The organism is Nitrospira sp. MA-1 (genome assembly GCA_032139905.1).
GTDB lineage: Bacteria > Nitrospirota > Nitrospiria > Nitrospirales > UBA8639 > Nitrospira_E.
The window spans coordinates 469245-488882 of the sequence record JAQJDB010000007.1 but is presented as its reverse complement, the minus strand read 5'-3'; the positions used below and the strand labels follow the sequence as shown (position 1 = coordinate 488882).

Here is a 19638-nt window from a genome sequence, read left to right as displayed (position 1 = left end):
CCATAACTCTTGCCTACCGCCGGAAGAAAAAATAAATCATCACACTTCCGACCACACTGATAATGATGCTGGTCGCAAGAGGAAAGTAAAACGTCACATGATCCCGTTTAATAATAAAATCGCCTGGCAACCGGCCAAGCCATCCCAGTCCCCCCTCAGGATTTGACCATCTATCCAGGGCAAGGAATAGAAGACCCAGCACCAGAAGAATGCCCCCCATCAGGATCAGGGCTTTTCCCATTCCACTCATCATGCCGACTCTCACCCATTATCGAATTAGTTCCTCAGCGATTTGTACAGCGTTGAGCGCAGCACCTTTACGCAAATTATCCGCCACAATCCACACATTCAGACCATTGGGCACCGATTCATCCTCCCTCACTCGTCCTACAAATACCGCATCGGTCCCCGCCACGTCGATCGGCAGAGGATACAAATTGCGATCGGGATCATCGTAGACCTGAATGCCTGGAGCGGCAGCCAGTATGGCCCGAGCATCATTGGCGCTCAGTTTTTGCTCAGTTTCAATATTCACGGATTCCGCATGGCAGATAAAGACCGGGACCCTGACTGTCGTCGCCGTAATCGGCAATGACGATTCACCCAGGATCTTTCGGGTTTCGTTGACCATTTTCATTTCTTCTTTGGTGTATCCATTCGGCAGAAAATCATCAATATGCGGCAAACAATTAAAAGCAATCTGATGAGGATAGACCGCTACTTTGGCTTCCCCGAAACTGAGTAGTTGACGAGACTGTTCAACTAATTCTTCCATTGCATCCTTTCCGGTTCCGGACACGGATTGAAGCGTCGTGACAATAATCCGTTTTATTCGGACGGCATCATGAAGCGGCTTCAAGGCCACGACCATTTGAATGGTGGAACAGTTGGGATTGGCAATTAATCCCTGATGCCCCGAAAGAGCATGGACATTCACCTCGGGCACCACGAGTGGGACCTCGGGATCCATTCTCCACGCGGAACTATTGTCTACCACCACCGCTCCCGCTTTGACAGCTATGGGACCAAATTCTTTGCTGACACCGGCTCCTGCCGAAAACAAGGCCACATCAACACCATCGAACGAGTTGGGTTCCAGCACCTTCACAAGAAGGGTTTGACCGCGAAATGTCACCTCATGGCCTTCAGACCGCGACGAAGCCAGCGGTATTAACTCTCCGACAGGAAAATCCCGTTCTTCCAAGACCTGGATCATTTCTGTTCCAACAGCACCGGTTGCTCCAACCACGGCAATCGTATAGGCCGATTTTTTCTTCATCATGTCAGACTCACTCCCTCAAGAAAAACACGGATGACACTAGGTAATACGCATATCCTATCAGTTCAAAATCCTTGACTCAAAAATGACGAAAGGGAAACCCAAGGCAGGCGAGCAACCAGAGGCAGAAAATCTTGGCACTCCCGTGATGGCCTCGGAGATTTTATCAGAAAGGAATAAAACGGATGCAGTGATTAAAGGTATCGGCAATGGCAATATTGCCCAAAGCGTCAACTGCAACCCCAAACGGAAAACTGAGGCTACTATCCGAAGCCAGGCCTCCATCTCCAGTCCATGTCGATTGACCATTGCCGGCGACAAGGGTCATTTCCTTTTTCCCGATATCCCACTTCCGGATTAAGTGATGATCGGAATCCGTGATAAGCACATGTCCTTGTGGTGTGATCGCAATGCCATAGGGCCTGGCCAATGCCTGAGACTGTTCATTCACCCCCCGCTCGTAGCGAAACTCGGCTCCATCCCCTACAACCGTGGACAGAAGCCCCGTGTTGTGGTCCAGCATTCGAATACGGCTATTAAACGTATCAGCGATATAGAGATTTCCCTCGTGATCCAGTGCCAACCCGCTCGGTCCCGCAAGCGCAGATTCCACGGCAGGCATGCCATCCCCGGTATATCCGGAATCTCCCGTGCCTGCGATAGTCGTGATAATACCTGATTCCAAATCCAGCATACGGATACGATTATTACTCTGATCGGCAATATATAGGCGTACACCATCCACGACTAATGCCACCGGTTCATTCAACGAGGCGGAGATCCCCGGACCACCGTCCCCCATCCACTTCGACTGACCGTTCCCGGCCACGGTCTGGATAAGCCCCGTCTTGGCATCTACCCGTCGAATGCGATGGTTCCACGTGTCCGCAATAAAGAGGGTCCCTGCCGCATCGACGGCAACGGAGGAGGGAAAGTTTAATTGTGCACTCGTGGCCAAGCCCCCATCTCCGGCAAACCGATCTTTGCCAATCCCCTTTCCAACGATGTAACGAACCGTTCCACTCAGATCAGGCGTTTGAGAGTAGGCTTGGCCAGGAATCTCTTCCACATCCGCAAGAGGATCAATCTCTTCCTCTACCTGAGAAATTGGAGATGGCATCGGAGTTTCTGGATTTCCCTCACCGGCGCGGCGGGTCCCAACACATCCGGCTACCGTTTCGATAACACCAGTCGAATGTATCAGTCGGCGAATGACGTGATTTTCAGAATCGGCAATGAGAAGGTTGCCTTCAGCGTCAAAGCACACATTCTTGGGTTCATTTAAAATTGCTCGGGTCCCTGGTTGTCCGTCGCCCTCATACCCAGGTTCCCCGGTCCCCGCTATCGTGATAATCTGCCCACTCTTCCCTTGCCCAATCATCCTTTAATGTCCTAACTGCTTCAGGATGTGATCGCCCATTTCAGCGGTTCCAACCAGTGTACTCCCCGGACTCTCAATATCTTTCGTGCGATATCCTTGCTCAAGAGTCCTCTGAATCGCCGATTCAATCATCTCGGCTTCTTTCGTCAACTCGAACGAATAAGACAACATCATGGCTGCCGAAGCAATGGTCCCAATAGGATTGGCGAGGTTTTTTCCTGCAATATCCGGAGCGCTCCCATGGATAGGCTCAAACATTCCCACTGTCGCTCCGACGCTGGCGGAAGGGAGCATGCCTATCGACCCGGTCAACATCGCCGCCTCATCACTCAGGATATCCCCAAACAAATTGGTTGTCACAACTACGTCGAATTGCTTGGGATAGCGAACGAGTTGCATGGCACAGTTGTCCACATACATGTGTCTTAATTCCACATCCGGGTAGCTCTGATGCACGTTAATCACTTCTCGCCGCCAGAGCTCGGATGACTCCAGAACGTTGGCCTTATCGATAGAGTGAACAAGACCACGCCGCTTCCGGGCTGCTTGAAAAGCCACATCAGCGATCCGGCGGATTTCCTCCGTCGTGTAGACTTCAGTATTGAACCCCCGATGTCCTGTCGCCGTTTGTTCAATGCCTTTCGGTCTGCCAAAGTAAATTCCACCGGTCAATTCCCGAACAACCAGAATATCAATGCCCTCGACGACTTCCGGTTTTAGACTGGACGACCCGATTAACGCTGAATACATTTTTGCCGGGCGAAGGTTAGCGAAAAGTCCAAGCTGCTCCCGCAACCCCAGCAAGGCGCGTTCCGGGCGACGCTCATATTCAAGGCCCTCCCACTTCGGTCCACCCACAGCTCCCAAGAGGACAGCATCACTCGATTGAGCCAATTTCAGAGTCTCGGCCGGCAATGGAAAGCCTGTGGCGTCAATCGCCTCCCCCCCAACCTGCCCATAGGTAAAGGTAAATTGATGCCCACATTTCTGACCAATGGCCTCAAGAACCCGAATCGCTTGTGGCATAATTTCCGGTCCGATTCCATCACCCGGTAATACGGCAATCCGTTTCTTCATGATTCCCCCGATAATATAATGAACAGTTTTAGATTAATTCCAGCGATAACTGCGTACCTGAAATGGTCTACCAGAAACTACATGCCCAAAGACAATACAATGGCAGGAAAACAGGTGCTCATTTAATTGGATGAAGGGAACGCTTTCTTCAACACAACCCAATTTTTTGTTCGGCCTTGGCATGTCGTTCCGCCAAATCCGCCAATTTATTGAGGGCGTTGAGGTAGGCCTGCGCAGAAGCAAGAATAATATCCGTATCCGATCCGTGACCGGTAACAGTTTCACTATTTTCTTCGACACGGACCGACACTTCTCCCTGCGCATCGGTACCACCCGTAATCGCTTTAACGATGTAGGCACGAAGAAGACTCTTCGTTTCAGTCAAGGCCGCAATGGTCCGATACACCGCATCCACGGGACCATCACCCGTACCCGTCCGCTTCTCGATACGCCCATCCATTATCAATTCCACCATTGCGGACGGGCGCTGCTCCAACCCACTCTCCACATGCAACCCCTTTAAGGCATAGCGCTCAGGAACTTTGGTAATAGCCTTATTGACGATTGTCTCCAAATCCTCCTCAAATAATTCCTTCTTTTGATCCGCCAGCCGTTTAAAGCGTTCAAAGGCCTCTTGCAATTCTTGATCAGAAAGGGTGTACCCCAGGTTGGCCAGTTCCTCACGAAAGGCATGTCGACCAGACAGTTTACCCATCACCAATCGACTTTGGGTTAATCCGACGGATTCGGGCCGAATGATTTCATAGGTACTTTTGTCCTTGAGTAACCCGTCCTGATGAATTCCCGACGTATGCGCAAAGGCATTGGCACCCACAATCGCTTTGTTGGGCTGTACCACCATCCCGGTGATATTGCTCACCAAGCGGCTGGCTTTGGAGATTTCCTCTGTGCGTATTCTGGTATCGGACTGGTAAAAATCTGTTCGCGTACGAAGTCCCATCGCAACTTCTTCTAATGAGGCATTGCCGGCTCGTTCACCAATCCCATTGATCGTACATTCAACCTGGCCTGCTCCCGCATAAATGGCGGCCATGGAATTTGCGACAGCCAACCCCAAGTCGTTATGACAATGGACGGAAATAATGGCTGTCTCCATCCCCCGGACTCGCTCTCTTAATGTCCGAATAATCTTTCCAAACTCCTCAGGAGTCGTATACCCCACCGTATCCGGAATGTTCACCGTTCCCGCTCCAGCCTCCACTACGGCTTCCACCACCTCACAGAGATAGGTCAAATCGGAACGGGTGGCATCCATGGGAGAATATTCCACATCCTCAACGTACCCCCGGGCATGGCGAACCATCTCCACTGCCCTCTTAAGGGCTTCGTCCCTGGTCATACGAAATTGATGTTTCAGGTGGATATCCGAAGAAGACAAAAACGTATGGATACGGCATTTGGGTGCACCTTTGAGTGCCTCCCAAGCCCGGTCAATATCTTCCGGTTTTGCCCGGGCCAGACTGCAAATGACCGGACCTTCTATTTCCTGTGCAATACGATGAATCGCTTCAAAATCACCGGGAGAACTAAACGCAAAACCGGCTTCGATAATATCCACATTCAACCTGGCCAATTGCTTCGCCACGAGGATTTTTTCTTCGATATTCATGCTCGCGCCAGGCGATTGCTCTCCATCCCGCAAGGTGGTATCGAAAATTCGAATCATCCGTGTCATGGCTCATCTCCCCCACATTTGCTCTTCATCCAAGCTCCAATTTTTTCCCGCCTGCCGGTCATTTATTTGTGGAGTCCATCCGTCCCCACTTCTTCCGCAGGCTTTTTCCCCATCAGACCTGCCACAAGCTTCCACCCTTGCTCCAAGACGCCTGAAAGCGCATAGGCAGCAAACACAACAAAAAGCATCGCCTGTGGATACGCTAAGACCGCCATGAGAATGAGGACTGCATACACCAAATAATTAAAATGGTGGTGTTCCTGCGTTTTTAATTCTTTCAGACTACGATAACGAAAGGTACTCACCATGAGAAACGCCAGCCCTAAGGTCAAGACGATCCCAAGAATAGGCTTCACCTTCTCCCCTAAAGGCGCAACATGATGATCGAAAATCACCAACGTGGCCATCACCCCCGCTGCGCCGGGAATAGGAAGCCCCGTAAACGGCTTCCCATCTCCGCCAGTTGTCGCCAAAACGTTATGCCTGGCCAATCGCAAGGCACCACAGGCAACAAAGGCAAACATCACCGCGGCACCCAACATCTTCGGACCACTGAGCGCCCAGGAATACATCAGCAAGCCCGGAGCCACTCCGAAAGCCACGACATCTGCCAACGAATCGTATTGCAGCCCGAAATCACTCGTACTTTTCATCAGACGGGCTGACGTCCCATCCAACACGTCAAAAACGATCGCCACAAGAATCGCAATGGCCGCAGGCCCATAATCGCCCCCAAAGACAAACAAGATAGAGGCCAGACCACTAAAAAGATTTCCGGTGGTCAGAAGATTGGGAATTAAATAGACGACCCGTCGTTTTTTGGGTTGTTTCATGAAGGCTCCAGGCATGGCAACTCCGCCACGATGGACGATCCCCCCTTCACTTTTTCGCCAACCTTGACTTGAATGGCACAATCGTGGGGAAGATACAAATCCATCCGAGATCCAAACCTTATAAGTCCAAACCGTTCGCCAACTTCAACCTGTTCACCGGGCTTCACCCAACAAACGATTCGCCTGGCAATTAACCCGGCAATTTGCACACACAGTATTTTCTTCCCATCGGAACGCTTGAGCATGAGCGCATTTTGCTCATTTTCCACTGAAGCCTCTGGACGACTGGCTACTAAAAACTTACCTGGAGCATAGACGACATCCTGCAGCACTCCTGTCGCAGGCAACCGATTAATATGTACATTGAAGACATTTAAAAAAATACTGATTCTGATACTGGGTTCTTTGAGAAATCGATGTTCAAATTCCTGTTCCACCGCTACGACCGTCCCATCACCGGGAGACACTATGAGATTTCTCCCCTGCGGTATCGTTCTGGCCGGGTTTCTAAAAAACCAGGCAGTAAACAGGGTTAACGATCCCATCAGGCACGTGAGCCAGACCGGCCCGGCCACCCAACACCCAAGCGTCAGAAGCCCTCCCCCAGCGATAAAGGGAAGGCCTTCTTTGGCAACAGGAATTCCTTTTGCCTGATCAGCCATTGGGATTGGGTCTCACGTCCCGCAACCTTCTCATCAATTTTTCTGTTTATCCACAAGCTGATCTTTTTGCAGCCAGGGCATCATCCCTCGCAACCGTGCACCGACCTCTTCAATGGGGTGCTCCTCTCCCCTTCTCAAAAGGGCATTATACACGGGCCGGTTCGCTTGATTTTCCAACACCCACTCTCTGGCGAATCGACCGCTTTGGATCTCTCCCAAAATCTCTTTCATCACTTTCTTCGTCTCATCGGTCACCACCCGTGGCCCTCGTGTCACATCGCCATATTTGGCGGTCGTGCTAATAGAATAGCGCATATTGGCAATGCCACCCTGATAGATGAGATCCACTATGAGCTTCACTTCATGTAAACACTCGAAATAGGCCATTTCAGGCGAATAACCGGCTTCGACCAAGGTTTCAAATCCTGCCTGAATCAGGGAGGTAAGCCCTCCGCATAAGACTGCCTGCTCCCCAAAAAGATCCGTTTCCGTCTCTTCTCGAAAGGATGTTTCGATGACACCCGCTCTGGCTCCGCCAATCGCACAGGCATAGGCCAATCCGACCTTGGTTGTCTGACCGCCGGGATCCTGGTGAATGGCTAACAAGCATGGTACGCCCGTCCCCTTGGTATATTCCGACCTGACCAGATGCCCTGGACCCTTGGGAGCCACCATAAATACATTCACATGGCTGGCAGGTTGAATTTGCCCAAAATGGATATTAAACCCATGCCCAAAGGCCAGATAGGCTCCCTGTTTCAAGTTTGGACCAATATCTTTATTGTAAATGGCGGCTTGGGCTTCATCAGGAGCTAACAGCATCACCACATCGGCACCTTTCACCGCATCTGCAGTCGGCATGACTTTCAACCCGGCCGCTTCCGCCTTGTTCCATGACGAACCCTCACGGCAACCCACGACTACTTGAAGACCACTATCCCGCATATTTAAGGCATGAGCATGACCTTGGCTACCGAAACCCACGACGGCCACAGTTTTTTGGGCTAAAATCTGTCGATCTGCGTCTTTTTCATAATAAATTTTCATCATGCACTCCTCATAAAGATAAAATAGTCCTTAGTCGTTCCGTCGATCAGGGTGGACGGATCCCCTCAGTCTAAAGGCAGGTGTTGGTTGGCCTGATTAATTCGCTTTCGCAAGCGGTCGGGATTGGGTTTGTGTCGAGCGTGTCGGTTCGCGCCCAATGGCAATTCTGCCGGTTCGTACCAGCTCTTTGATGCCAAGTGGCTGCAGGAGATTGATGATCGCCTGGACTTTCCTCACATCTCCAGTGACTTCAATAGTGTAGCTGGTCGGAGAGGAATCCAGAACATTAGCTCGAAAAATATCCGCAATGCGAAGAGCTTCCGCTCGATCCTCTGCCCGGGTATGAACCTTAATGAGCGCAGTCTCTCGTTCAACAAACTCGCTTTCGCTAATATCAACGACTTTTATCACATCAATGAGTTTGTTCAGCTGCTTCAGGATTTGTTCGATAATCGGATCATCCCCCTTAGTCACCACTGTCATCATGGACACAGAGGGATCCAGAGTGGGGGCTACTGACAAACTTTCAATATTAAAACCCCGCCCGCTGAAGAGGCCCGCTATTCGAGACAATGATCCGAATTTATTCTCTACGGTCAAGGAAATAATGTGCTCCATAATACCCTTTTATAGTTGTACTCTAAGCTGTGATGACAGAATCTGAATCCGCCCGAGTCCCGATTTTTTGCATCGCATTGGGTTTCTTCAAGTCCGGGGGATCCCCTAACAACATTTCATGATTACAGCCTCCGGCCGGGATCATGGGATAACAATTTTCAAACTGGTAGGTCGGGACATCAATCACGACTGGCCCCTTAATGGAGAGGGCTTCACGAATGCCGCTATCCATCTCCGACACCTTTTCGATCCGGATACCGGTAGCCCCATAGGCTTCAGCTAACTTAACAAAATCAGGAACGGTCCCCAGGTAACTTGAGGCATACCGGCCTTCATAAAACAAATCTTGCCACTGGCGAACCATGCCATGGAACCGATTATTAATAATAAACACTTTAACTGGTAGTTGCTCGACGACCGCAGTCGCCAATTCCTGGGTATTCATTTGAATACTGCCATCCCCAGCGACGCACAAAACCAGACGATCCGGGAACGCAGCCTGCGCACCCATAGCGGCCGGCAACCCAAAACCCATAGTTCCAAGACCACCGGATGTTAACCAGGACTGAGGATTTTGCAATTTAAAATATTGCGCTGCCCACATTTGGTGTTGACCGACATCCGTGGCCAAAATAGGATTTCGATCGCTCGTTAAGTGATACAGACGATCAATAAGAAATTGTGGCTTAATTAATCCGTCAGGATCTTGGTCATAGTGCAGTGGGTGTGCTTCCCTCCAGGCATTCAGTTGATCCCACCAGGGCTTCCGTTGTTCTTTTTGATTCCCATTCACCGTGGCACGAAGAATATTATTCAATTCGGTGAGCACCCGCTTACAGTCACCCACAATTGGAATGTCTACCTGAATATTTTTTCTGATGGAGGTCGGATCAATATCAATATGAATAATAGTCGCATCGGGACAAAACTCTGACACCTTGCCCGTCACTCGATCATCAAATCGTGCCCCAACGGCAATAACCAGGTCAGAATAATGCATAGCCATGTTCGCGACATACGTTCCATGCATGCCCAACATTCCCAGGGACAATGGGTGATTGCCAGGAAATGCTCCCAACCCCATCAACGTCATATCCACCGGGATTTGAGTCAATTCTGCCAGATCCTTCACCTCATGAGAAGCTCCAGACAACACCACTCCGCCACCCACATATAAAATAGGACGCTTGGATTTCATAATCGCGTCAGCTGCTTGCTTAATTTTCCAACGACTTCCGTCGTAGGTGGGATTATATCCTCGAATGGAGACAGACGTCGGGTAGTGAAATTCCGCTTTGTCCAGCGAAATATCCTTAGGAATATCGACTAAAACCGGGCCAGGACGACCAGTGGTGGCAATATAAAACGCTTCCTTAATCGTCTGCGCTAAATCGTTCACGTCCTTGACTAGAAAATTATATTTGGTGCATGGACGACTGAGACCAATATTGTCTGCCTCTTGAAAGGCATCATTGCCTATCAATGCGGTCGGAACTTGTCCAGAAAAAACGACGATGGGAACTGAATCCATATACGCATCTGCAAGAGACGTGATAACATTTGTCATTCCGGGGCCCGAGGTAATGAGCGCCACACCGGGTTTGCCCATGGCTTTCGCGTATCCAACGGCCATAAACCCGGCACCTTGTTCATGCCGAGTCAGGATTACCCGAATATCTTTTTGCTGGTGCAAGACATCGAATATTTTGAGAACCACTCCGCCTGGTAAGGCAAACATGGTTTTCACGCCTTCACGCTTTAATGCTTCTAAAAAAATTTCTGCACCAGTGATTTTCATGATTCTCACCCTCTGGTTAATTTGACGTTGGACGAGACCTGGTGAACCACATCGTCACGGGAAATTCCCTCAAAAACCTCTCCAACAAAAAAGATTCCCCAATTGTGATAATTTTATTGTCTGGGGAAGTAAATAAACCATGGTAATCATTATGGTTTTTTCAAGTCAACATTTATTGTAACAGGGTTGATCGCATTACGAAATACCTGTGGATCCCGGGCTCCCTAGCTTAGAATTCCAAAATTCTGTGGGCATCTCAATGTTCAAAGAAGAGCTTCAGACCCGAGCGCAACAACACCTCCTGAGGGAATTATCTCTCATCAACTCCCCCTCGAATCCGGTTATTTCAGTGGAAGGGCGGGAAGTCCTCCTTTTTGCCTCCAATAACTATCTTGGACTGGCCAACCATCCAAAGGTAAAAGAGGCCGCCGTGAATGCCATCGAAAAATTTGGGGTAGGATCTGGAGCCTCTAGATTAATTTCCGGCACCATCACTCCTCATCACGTATTAGAAAGGGAATTGGGCAGTTTTAAAAACGCAGAAGCGGCTCTCACCTTTTCTTCAGGATACGCCACCAATATAGGAGTTATCCCGAATCTTGCCACGGCGGACAGCCTGATTTTGGCGGATCGACTCTGCCATGCCAGCCTGATTGATGGTTGCCGTCTCAGCCGGGCCACATTGCGCGTCTTCCACCATAATGACGTTGGCCATCTCAAGCGCCTTCTGTCCGGACCACGTTCCCGAGCCTCGACGCTCATTCTAACTGAAGGGGTGTTTAGTATGGATGGAGATGTGGCTCCGCTGCCTGAGATAGCCCAATTGGCAGAAGAGTATGGTGCCATCCTGCTCATTGATGACGCACATGGTACAGGGGTCATGGGCGCAACCGGTCGAGGCACGGTGGAACATTTTGGGTTAGACCCCCGCCGCATCCTGCAGATGGGTACCCTCAGTAAAGCTCTTGGGGGTAGTGGCGGATTTGTCGCCGGGCCGAAAGATTTCGTGGCCTATCTGGTCAATACCGCACGATCATTTATCTATAGCACTGCCCCGCCACCAGCCATCGCCGCAGCAGCGAGTGCAGCCCTGACAGTCATTCAAGAAGAACCGCAACGAAGGGCAAAACTCTGGCGCAATCGGGAATTTTTGCATCACGGCTTAGTAACCATGGGATTTGAACTGACCAACACCCAGAGCCCTATTCTCCCTATCATGGTGAACGACCCGGAACTCGGAGTCCAAATGAGCCAACATCTACGAGCAGAAGGAGTGTGGATTCCTGCTGTCCGCCCCCCTACGGTGCCTAAAGGGACCAGCCGCCTCAGAATCACGGTCACAGCTGACCATTCGCCAGAGCATCTCGAAACTGCCCTCCGGGCATTACGGAAAGTGGGAACAGCCTTTAAGGTTCTCTGAGAAAAGAATTGCTGCCCTTGGGCTTCTCTTGTTTCTACCAGCTGATCTTAAAAAGACACCTTTCTCTGCTGACCTACATTCGAAACTCCAAGCGATCAAGAATTCCCTCCATTCAAGAAAATCAAACGGTATTCCGACAAGATGAGCAGGAATTCCATGGGTCCGAGATTTCCTCATTATTATTGATAAGTGTGTCTTCGTTTCAATGGGCCACGATCACCATCACGTCTTCATTTCTCACAAAGGTTCATTGAAACGGTTAGGTTTATTCATATGAATACACAGCTTTTGCCGGGAAAAATTGAAATACAAGGAGAAATAGCCAAAGGCCAAACCGGGACTATTTACTATGGGTATGATCTCGAACTTCGGCAGGAAATGGCGATTAAGGTTTATCATACCCATATCAATGGTCGGCTCATTCGCGGAAGAGCCTTCATCGAAAAAGCCCAATCGCTCCTTCGATTGGAGCATCCCAATCTCATTAAAATCTTCAAAGTGGAAGAGCAGGACGGCACACCTATCGTCTGCATGGAATTCTTTGACGCTCCCAGTCTCCAACACGTCATTCAGAGTGAGGGGCCTCTTTCAGTCGAAAAGATGCTCATGCTGGCTCGTGAAATTGCGGAAGTGTTAGTTCATATCCACTTTCAAGGGATCATTCACGGCACACTCCATCCAGGTCATGTCCTGGTCGGCCCTCAAGGCCAGATCAAAGTCATGGACCTCGGATTATCCTGGATCCTGATGGACATCCTAAAAAACTGTGATGCTGAGTTACTCAGACCATTACCCTACCTGCTCCCGGAAACTGCCAAAAGCGAACTCCTGACCCTCGGCAGCGATTTGTACTGTTTGGGATTCATGATGTACGACATGCTCACTACGCGAGTGCCCTATTCAGGTCTCCCAAAAACATCGATTATGGGAAAACTGGCTTTCGACCAGGCTGACCCAGTGTTTGACTTCCCGGACCATGTCCCAAAAGCCATCTGCGAGCTTATCCGCCAAATGACCCGGAATCAGTCCTCACAGCGACTTCAAGATGCCACCCATGTTCTCACGATTTTGAATCAGCAATTGGCAAAATTTGCCCCTGACGTTTTGAAGCCCCCAGTGGCCCCTGCAGAACCTCAACCAACGCCAGAAATCCAAACAACCAAGGTAGAGGCACCGAGCCTTCCACCACAGGCACCAGTATCAGTACCCTCTTCAAACCAACCGCCTGCCGTGACCCGGCCGAAACACTCTACCGACTATCAAGGAATACACCAAGCCAAGACGAGAAAAAAATTAGGCGTAACGATTGGAATCAGCTTGTTCCTTTTGCTTGGTGGCACCATGGGTTATATCTACAAGGAAAAGCTCGGCATCCCGTTTCTTACATCCCCTGAATTCAGGGTCCCAGAGCAGCCACGAATCAACGAACCGGCCCCTTCAGTTCCTCCAGTTGACCCGTTCAGGACCATAACCCCTGGACCCCAAATTTCTTCTCCACCCCATTCCTCACAGGCGGAGGAGCCGCGCCTAAATACCAATGACACATCAAAAGGCGATCCCTCAATCAGGACCACACCACCAATGCCGACACCCGTGGTGACAAAGGATCACCCATTGCAACCTGATGTATCACAACACTCAGGAACGCCATTGCCTTCCACACCGGAACGCACAAGGACACAACCTCAGAACTTGAGCCCGCAACCCAAACCCGAAGCCAAACCAGTTACGGCTCAACCTCACTCGTTGCCACCCCAAGACAATTTCACGATTGGCAATCCACCATTGCTCAAGAAACCGACAACTCCGGTCACCCTACCCGAGTCCACACCAAGGCCTCCAGCAATCGTGTCGGAAACTGATCAGGCGGGTGTCCCCCCAGACCCTGATAAACATTCTTCACACTCTAAAGAGTCGTCAGAGGTTTCCCACACGGGACCCCAACCCATACAGGACTCGGCTCTCTCCCCGAACGCAGAATCGCTGGACAACGTTGAAAGCAAGGAACTTAAAGACATATTGGATTCGGTGCAGAGCCCTGAGACCGCACCCATAGTTCCAAAAGATGGACCAGGCACTTTACTTCCATCTGCTCCAAATTCACCGTCCCTTCCCCCTTCACCGAAACTCCCGGCTCTTCCGTCACCAGTATCTCCCCCATAACCACAGGCTCACATGACGGATTCTCTGTACCTCCATGAACGCTACCTATAATCCTTGAATAAACAGACCCTACAGGTTGTAATCTAAATATATGAAACAGGCATGTTAGCCAAAATTCAAAGTGTGGGATTGGTGGGATTAGACGCTAATCTCATTGAAATTGAGGTGGATATAGGCGGTGGCCTCCCGCAATTTTCCATCGTGGGACTACCGGATGCGACTGTTCGTGAAAGTCGAGACCGGGTTCGATCCGCACTCAAAAATACCGGGTTCCACTTCCCAGCAAAAAAAATCACCGTTAATTTGGCCCCGGCCGGATTGAAAAAAGAAGGAGCAGGACTTGAGTTGGGAATTGCCATTGGCATTTTGGTAGCTGAAGGCGTCCTGTCCCAGGAAGAGGTCATGTCCTACATTTTTGTCGGTGAACTGGCGCTGGATGGCAGAATCAAAGCAGTTCCCGGAGCGCTGTCCATGGCCATTGCCACCCATCACCCCTTTTCATTAATTCTACCGCACGACAATGCCTCGCAGGCTGCCGTGGTCGACCATGCCACCGTGTTTGGCGTCTCCACCCTCCCTCAGGTGGTGGAATTTCTTCAGGGGTCCCTCACCTTCCTTCCTGCAAAAAATACCTTCTCTATTGGGCAAGCCGGCCCCTCCTCTATCGAGGAAGACTTTGCCGATGTGGTGGGACAATATCAGGCCAAACGTGCCCTGGAGGTGGCTGCGGCAGGCGGGCACAATCTTCTGATGGTGGGACCACCAGGATCAGGAAAAACCATGTTAGCCCAACGGTTAACAGGTATTCTTCCACCCATGAGCTTTCAGGAATGTTTGGAAGCCAGTCAGGTCCACAGTGTAGCGGGAAACCTTCCACCTCATGCGGCCCTCCTTGCCAATCGCCCCTTTCGGGCTCCCCATCACACCATTTCAGAAGCTGGCCTCGTTGGAGGAGGATCCATCCCCCGTCCCGGAGAAGTCTCTCTGGCACATCATGGCGTCCTCTTTTTAGATGAGGCCTTGGAATTTAAGCGGTCGCTCTTGGATAGCTTGCGCCAGCCACTGGAAAATGGAACCGTCACACTGACCCGCGCCCATGCCAGCCTAACCTTTCCAGCCAGACTCATGTTGATCGTCGCGATGAATCCCTGCCCATGCGGGTATTGCGGAGACCCCACCCATGAATGCGTGTGTACGCCCTATCACATTCAACGGTATCGAAGCCGTCTGTCCGGCCCGCTCCTCGACCGACTGGATATCCACATCGAAGTTCCTGCCGTCCCGGTGAAAGAACTATCGGGCAGGACAATCGGTGAATCCTCTTCGAAAATTCGAGACAGGGTGATCCGGGCACGACATCGTCAAATCGACCGGTACCGCGCCGAGCACACCCTAAACAATGCACAGCTCAAGCCTCGCTTGCTCAAAAAATATTGCCAATTGGATCAAGCCGGGAACACACTGTTGGATCAAGCCGTCACCCGCCTGGGATTGTCCGCGCGGGCGTATGGCAGGATTTTACGTGTGGCCCGAACTATTGCCGACTTAGGAGAATCGGTTATGATTTCATCCACACATGTTGCTGAAGCGATTCAGTACCGAACATTAGATCGACCTATTCTGGCATAATTGGCATAAGGACATTTCATGGAATCGTTTAAAGTTTTTCGATGGTGGTTCATTATTGGTTCTCTCATGGCCCTCGCTGTCATTATGATTCAAGGGGGGGTCCGCGATCTGATGTTAGCGAATGAACCCATATGGGAAATCAAGCTGGTCGAGTTGGGCCCCCCGATCTTTGGGGGAGGTCTATTGGGTGGGTGCATTGCCCTCATTCTGAATCGAATCAAAGATAAGTCCTGACTCAGGGAACCATTGACGGCCTTTCCGTTTAATTCCCCCTATCACATCCCAAGGTCCCTCACAGACTCATTCCAACCCCTTCCTGAAGTTCGAATCCTCTATCTGCAGTTGCAGCACAGCAAGAGTCAAATGGGCAATTTTGGGATGGTTGCACAAATCCCTGGGGCTGATGCCAATTTTTAATATTTTGTCTTTTCAACAACACACGCTTACCAGAAACCCGACTGGGAACTAGACCATGGCCAAGCAGCCAAAACACATTCCTAAAAGCCTCACGAAGAGTGCAACCTTTGCTTTCAACGCTCCTCCGGAACATTTCCTCTAGCCACCAGGCTGATCCGGTCAGTACAATACGATTCAGTATTTAGTCTATTCACTGACGAAAAAAGGAGGCTTTTGGGCATGGATGTGAAAGTCGGACCGCACTGGTACCGCAATTCCAATGGAATTGTTGAAGTCGACGGACTCCCTCAAATCGAAATGACACTCCGACAAACCGGAAAAACCCCTGTCCGAGTAAACTTTGCCATATTCGATAAAGTTGGGAAAATTCACGCAAAGATAGAAGCCAATTCTCTGGTCATCAACGAACAGGGAGCCTATCACCTGGAACGGTTGGAGACCGGCTTGGTTTTATCCAACAGAGGGGATCAAAAACGCGTGCTGGCCATCAACGTGACGGGCACTGATCAGGTGGAAATACCGGAAGGCGAGTTCTATACGCTCAAAGGTCATCTCTTAAAGATTACCCCCAATGAATGGTCAGTGGAAAAAACCACAGAAAGGTCAGGCGAGACCGACATGAAGGGCCAAGCAGTCGCTGTTGGCTCTCAGTAAATGAGCTAAGGAATCATGGGTTCGTTGAGGCCAATCGCTTGACTTCCCCATACAATCACGGTCTTTAAATTTCAGACGACGGCGCATGCCACCGCCCTTTACAAATTGCACAGACTTGTCCGCGGACGCCGTCCCCGACAATGGCCGGGCCTAGTGAAATACAGAGGTCCACAACGCCACGACATCTGACCCCTGATACGTCCACAAACGGCCACATTCCTGACAACAATACTAAAGGGTATATCCAGGCCACTCTCGACACGCACAGCCATGTGGTTGGCCTCCTTTGCCAACCTCTTACTTACACAACCCAATGATTCGGACTCAATCGTCTGGCATTTGCGCCCGGACTTTTTCAGGCAACGTCTGTACCCACTCATCAAAGGGCAGGTCGGCATCCACGACAATTTCCAACTTACCATTGGGCAACCGACGAACCACTCCAGGACTTGCCGGGGAGAGAGGGATTTCCACCGCCTCTCGTGAAATATCCAAATCATCTATCACTTCTAAAATCCTCGTGATGTGTTGAAACGAAACCGTATCCAATAAACTCACGTCGACTCCCTTCGCCATGCTGATCAATGAAATTGTAGAAACGGTGCCAGGCTCTGTCCAAGAACTCATAGAGAGTGGAAATTCACTCCGTGGCTGAAAAAACACGCCTGAAGATCCGACCCGCGGCGACCATGTCTTCATGATTAACATCCAAATGCGTTACCACCCGAAACGCCCGATCTCCCATGGCATTCAGCAGGACTCCGGCCTCCAGGCAGTCAGCTAATAACACGTCGGTCGTTTTCGAGGAACGAGGGACCTGAAACATTACCATATTGGTCTCCACCGCCTTAACATCCACCACCACGCCGGGAATGTCCTCCAACAGAGTCGCCAGGTAATGCGCATTCGCATGATCCTCAGCTAATCGGGCAATATGGTTCTCAAGTGCATACACACCGGCCGCGGCCAAAATTCCCACCTGCCGCATTCCTCCGCCAAACACTTTGCGAAGGCGGCGCAATGTTTGAACTCGTGCAGTATCCGACACCACCAGCGACCCAATGGGAGCCCCCAAACCTTTCGACAAGCAAAAGGACACCGTATCGAAAGGACGAGAATAGTCAGCCGCCGCCACCCCGGTTGCGACCACTGCATTAAACAATCGAGCGCCATCCAAATGCAGGGCCAGGCCATGGGTACGGGCCACCTCTGCAATTCGATTGATGGTCTCCAATGAATAAATCGATCCTCCACCCACATTATGTGTCTGTTCAAGACACACCAAGGTGGATGGAGGATTATGAAGACCCTTTGGCCGAATGGCCGCCTTGACCAATTCCGGCGACAGGCGTCCACGATCACCCGGCACACAACACAATTGGACACCGGAGAGTGAAGACGCCGATCCACCTTCATAGCGAATGAGATGGGATGTACTGTCAACGATCACTTCATCACCGGGCCGCGTATGTAACCGGAGGGCCAATTGATTGCCCATCACCCCTGATGGAACATACACTGCGGCCTCCTTGCCTAACATATCCGCAGCCATGGCTTCCAAGCGATTCACGGTCGGATCTTCTCCATACACATCATCGCCCACTTCAGCCTGAGCCATCGCTTCTCGCATGGCCGGTGTCGGTTTCGTCACGGTGTCGCTACGTAAATCAATTTTTTGCATACATCAATTCCTTCAACAAGGATATATTCTATTCGTATTCTAAGGAACCGTCCTCCATCACACAAGATTTTCCTTTTGGCATTGGTCTACAATGCGGACGATGAAACCACGTCTCCTCGTCACCGGCGGAGCGGGCTTTTTAGGGAATCACCTCCTTCGTCGGGCCAATCAATTTGTCGCAGCCGGAACGCTGCACGCCACGCCCTCCATATCCCTTCCCGGTGTGACGTTTCACGTCTGTGATCTCCAAAACCCTGAGGAAGTTCGAGTCCTCATGGATCGGGTGCAACCGGACGTCATTATTCACACCGCCTGCTCGGAACAGGGAAAAGGAATTGAAGCGATCCTCCCTGCAGCAGGACTCCTCGCCATGCAATCAGTAGAACGAAACATTCGTTTCATTCACCTTTCGACTGATCAAGTCTTTGATGGGACTTCCGCGCCCTATACCGAAGAAAGCCCCACGAATCCCATCAATCCCTACGGTAAGGCCAAAGCCCAGGCGGAAGAACTCATCCGCTCCCTGAATCCGAAGGCCACCATCGTCCGCACTTCGTTGCTCTATGATTTGCGCACACCGGACCGCCAGACGACCCGCTTAATCGAGTCCACAAAAACCGGCGAACAGTATCGCTTGTTTATAGATGAACTTCGCTGTCCCATCTGGGTGGAAAATCTTGCCGAACTGTTACTGGAAGTCGCCACCAAAGATGTGCCAGGACTCGTACATCTCGGAGGTCCTGAAAGCCTGAACAGGTGGGAATTGGGGATGGGATTGCTCCGGCACTTTGGAGTCACACAGACATCGAATATTCAAAAGGGAACAATCGAGGAATCCGGATTGTGCCGCCCCAAAAACCTCACCATGGACTCCTCCCGATCCGAACGGCTCCTCAAAAAACCAAGGGTTTCTCTACAAGAAGCCCGCAAGATGACCGTCACCTCTGAAAGGTAAAATTCTTTTAACACACCTTTTTTAGGATTACAGAAGACTCCTGAAAACATGGTCCTACCTACCCACCCGCTAGTCCAAGTCCTTTTTTTTCGAGCCCTGCCCCTGCAGTATCATATGCCTCACGACCTGCAGATCGGCAACCGGACTGTCGTTCATGGGGGAGCGAGGGTAAGAACACATCTTTTGATCAATTCAAAAACAAATATAACGAACGTTGGTAAAGGTAATAGCACGGTTGGCGGAAGATGGAGGAAAGAGTTTACGGGCCTGAACAAAAAAAATCTATCACTGCGACCTTCTAAGCGGCCACACCTGAAATTGAACGAAT

The 19638-nt window shown here is 50.6% G+C and carries 18 protein-coding genes; 6 read left to right on the top strand and 12 right to left on the bottom strand.

Features of this window, described 5'->3' with window-relative positions:
- Positions 1-13 precede the first annotated feature (13 nt).
- The 10 genes from PJI16_14980 to ilvB form a co-directional block, all read right to left on the bottom strand.
- Entirely contained in the window at positions 14-253 is a 240-nt protein-coding gene (locus tag PJI16_14980) for a DUF2905 domain-containing protein (protein ID MDT3778869.1), read from the bottom strand.
- 15 nt (positions 254-268) lie between these two features.
- Complete coding sequence (locus PJI16_14975) at positions 269-1282, bottom strand: aspartate-semialdehyde dehydrogenase (GenBank protein ID MDT3778868.1); 1014 nt, start codon at positions 1280-1282, stop codon at positions 269-271.
- A gap of 163 nt (positions 1283-1445) precedes the next feature.
- A complete protein-coding gene (locus PJI16_14970) occupies positions 1446-2660 on the bottom strand; it encodes an SMP-30/gluconolactonase/LRE family protein (protein ID MDT3778867.1) in 1215 nt (404 codons plus the stop codon).
- A 3-nt stretch (positions 2661-2663) separates the two neighbouring features.
- Positions 2664-3737 (bottom strand): 3-isopropylmalate dehydrogenase, encoded by a 1074-nt coding sequence (leuB, locus tag PJI16_14965; GenBank protein ID MDT3778866.1) that lies wholly within the window; start codon positions 3735-3737, stop codon positions 2664-2666.
- A gap of 148 nt (positions 3738-3885) precedes the next feature.
- A complete protein-coding gene (locus tag PJI16_14960; protein ID MDT3778865.1) occupies positions 3886-5433 on the bottom strand; it encodes a 2-isopropylmalate synthase in 1548 nt (515 codons plus the stop codon).
- Positions 5434-5495: 62 nt separating this feature from the next.
- Positions 5496-6266, bottom strand: a complete 771-nt coding sequence (pssA, locus tag PJI16_14955) for a CDP-diacylglycerol--serine O-phosphatidyltransferase (protein MDT3778864.1) — start codon at positions 6264-6266, stop codon at positions 5496-5498.
- Positions 6263-6928, bottom strand: a complete 666-nt coding sequence (locus tag PJI16_14950) for a phosphatidylserine decarboxylase family protein (GenBank protein ID MDT3778863.1) — start codon at positions 6926-6928, stop codon at positions 6263-6265. The genes pssA and PJI16_14950 overlap by 4 nt, the downstream gene beginning before the upstream one ends.
- Positions 6929-6961: 33 nt before the next feature.
- Positions 6962-7975 carry a ketol-acid reductoisomerase gene (gene ilvC / locus PJI16_14945; GenBank protein ID MDT3778862.1) on the bottom strand — a complete coding sequence of 338 codons (1014 nt, stop codon included), beginning with the start codon at positions 7973-7975 and terminating at the stop codon, positions 6962-6964.
- A 96-nt stretch (positions 7976-8071) separates the two neighbouring features.
- Positions 8072-8593, bottom strand: a complete 522-nt coding sequence (ilvN, locus tag PJI16_14940) for an acetolactate synthase small subunit (GenBank protein ID MDT3778861.1) — start codon at positions 8591-8593, stop codon at positions 8072-8074.
- 22 nt (positions 8594-8615) lie between these two features.
- The gene (gene ilvB, locus PJI16_14935) at positions 8616-10391 is read right to left on the bottom strand and encodes a biosynthetic-type acetolactate synthase large subunit (protein MDT3778860.1); all 1776 of its coding nucleotides are present in this window, start codon (positions 10389-10391) and stop codon (positions 8616-8618) included.
- A 259-nt stretch (positions 10392-10650) separates the two neighbouring features.
- On the opposite strand from ilvB, the gene bioF reads away from it, so the two are divergent.
- The 5 genes from bioF to PJI16_14910 all read left to right on the top strand — a co-directional run bounded on the left by bioF (position 10651) and on the right by PJI16_14910 (position 16674).
- Positions 10651-11811, top strand: a complete 1161-nt coding sequence (gene bioF, locus PJI16_14930; GenBank protein MDT3778859.1) for an 8-amino-7-oxononanoate synthase — start codon at positions 10651-10653, stop codon at positions 11809-11811.
- Positions 11812-12084: 273 nt separating this feature from the next.
- Complete coding sequence (locus PJI16_14925; GenBank protein MDT3778858.1) at positions 12085-13974, top strand: protein kinase; 1890 nt, start codon at positions 12085-12087, stop codon at positions 13972-13974.
- Positions 13975-14076: 102 nt separating this feature from the next.
- Positions 14077-15603, top strand: coding sequence for a YifB family Mg chelatase-like AAA ATPase (locus tag PJI16_14920; GenBank protein ID MDT3778857.1), 1527 nt, complete (start codon positions 14077-14079; stop codon positions 15601-15603).
- An 18-nt stretch (positions 15604-15621) separates the two neighbouring features.
- The gene (locus PJI16_14915) at positions 15622-15837 is read left to right on the top strand and encodes a hypothetical protein (protein ID MDT3778856.1); all 216 of its coding nucleotides are present in this window, start codon (positions 15622-15624) and stop codon (positions 15835-15837) included.
- Positions 15838-16239: 402 nt separating this feature from the next.
- Entirely contained in the window at positions 16240-16674 is a 435-nt protein-coding gene (locus tag PJI16_14910; GenBank protein MDT3778855.1) for a hypothetical protein, read from the top strand.
- A 324-nt stretch (positions 16675-16998) separates the two neighbouring features.
- Here PJI16_14910 and PJI16_14905 read toward each other — a convergent pair whose 3' ends face one another.
- A complete protein-coding gene (locus PJI16_14905) occupies positions 16999-17301 on the bottom strand; it encodes a hypothetical protein (GenBank protein MDT3778854.1) in 303 nt (100 codons plus the stop codon).
- Between the two features lie 13 nt (positions 17302-17314).
- The gene (locus tag PJI16_14900; GenBank protein MDT3778853.1) at positions 17315-18355 is read right to left on the bottom strand and encodes a GntG family PLP-dependent aldolase; all 1041 of its coding nucleotides are present in this window, start codon (positions 18353-18355) and stop codon (positions 17315-17317) included.
- Between the two features lie 100 nt (positions 18356-18455).
- Here PJI16_14900 and PJI16_14895 point away from each other — a divergent pair, with 100 nt between their 5' ends.
- Positions 18456-19310 carry an SDR family oxidoreductase gene (locus PJI16_14895; GenBank protein MDT3778852.1) on the top strand — a complete coding sequence of 285 codons (855 nt, stop codon included), beginning with the start codon at positions 18456-18458 and terminating at the stop codon, positions 19308-19310.
- Positions 19311-19638: the final 328 nt, after the last annotated feature.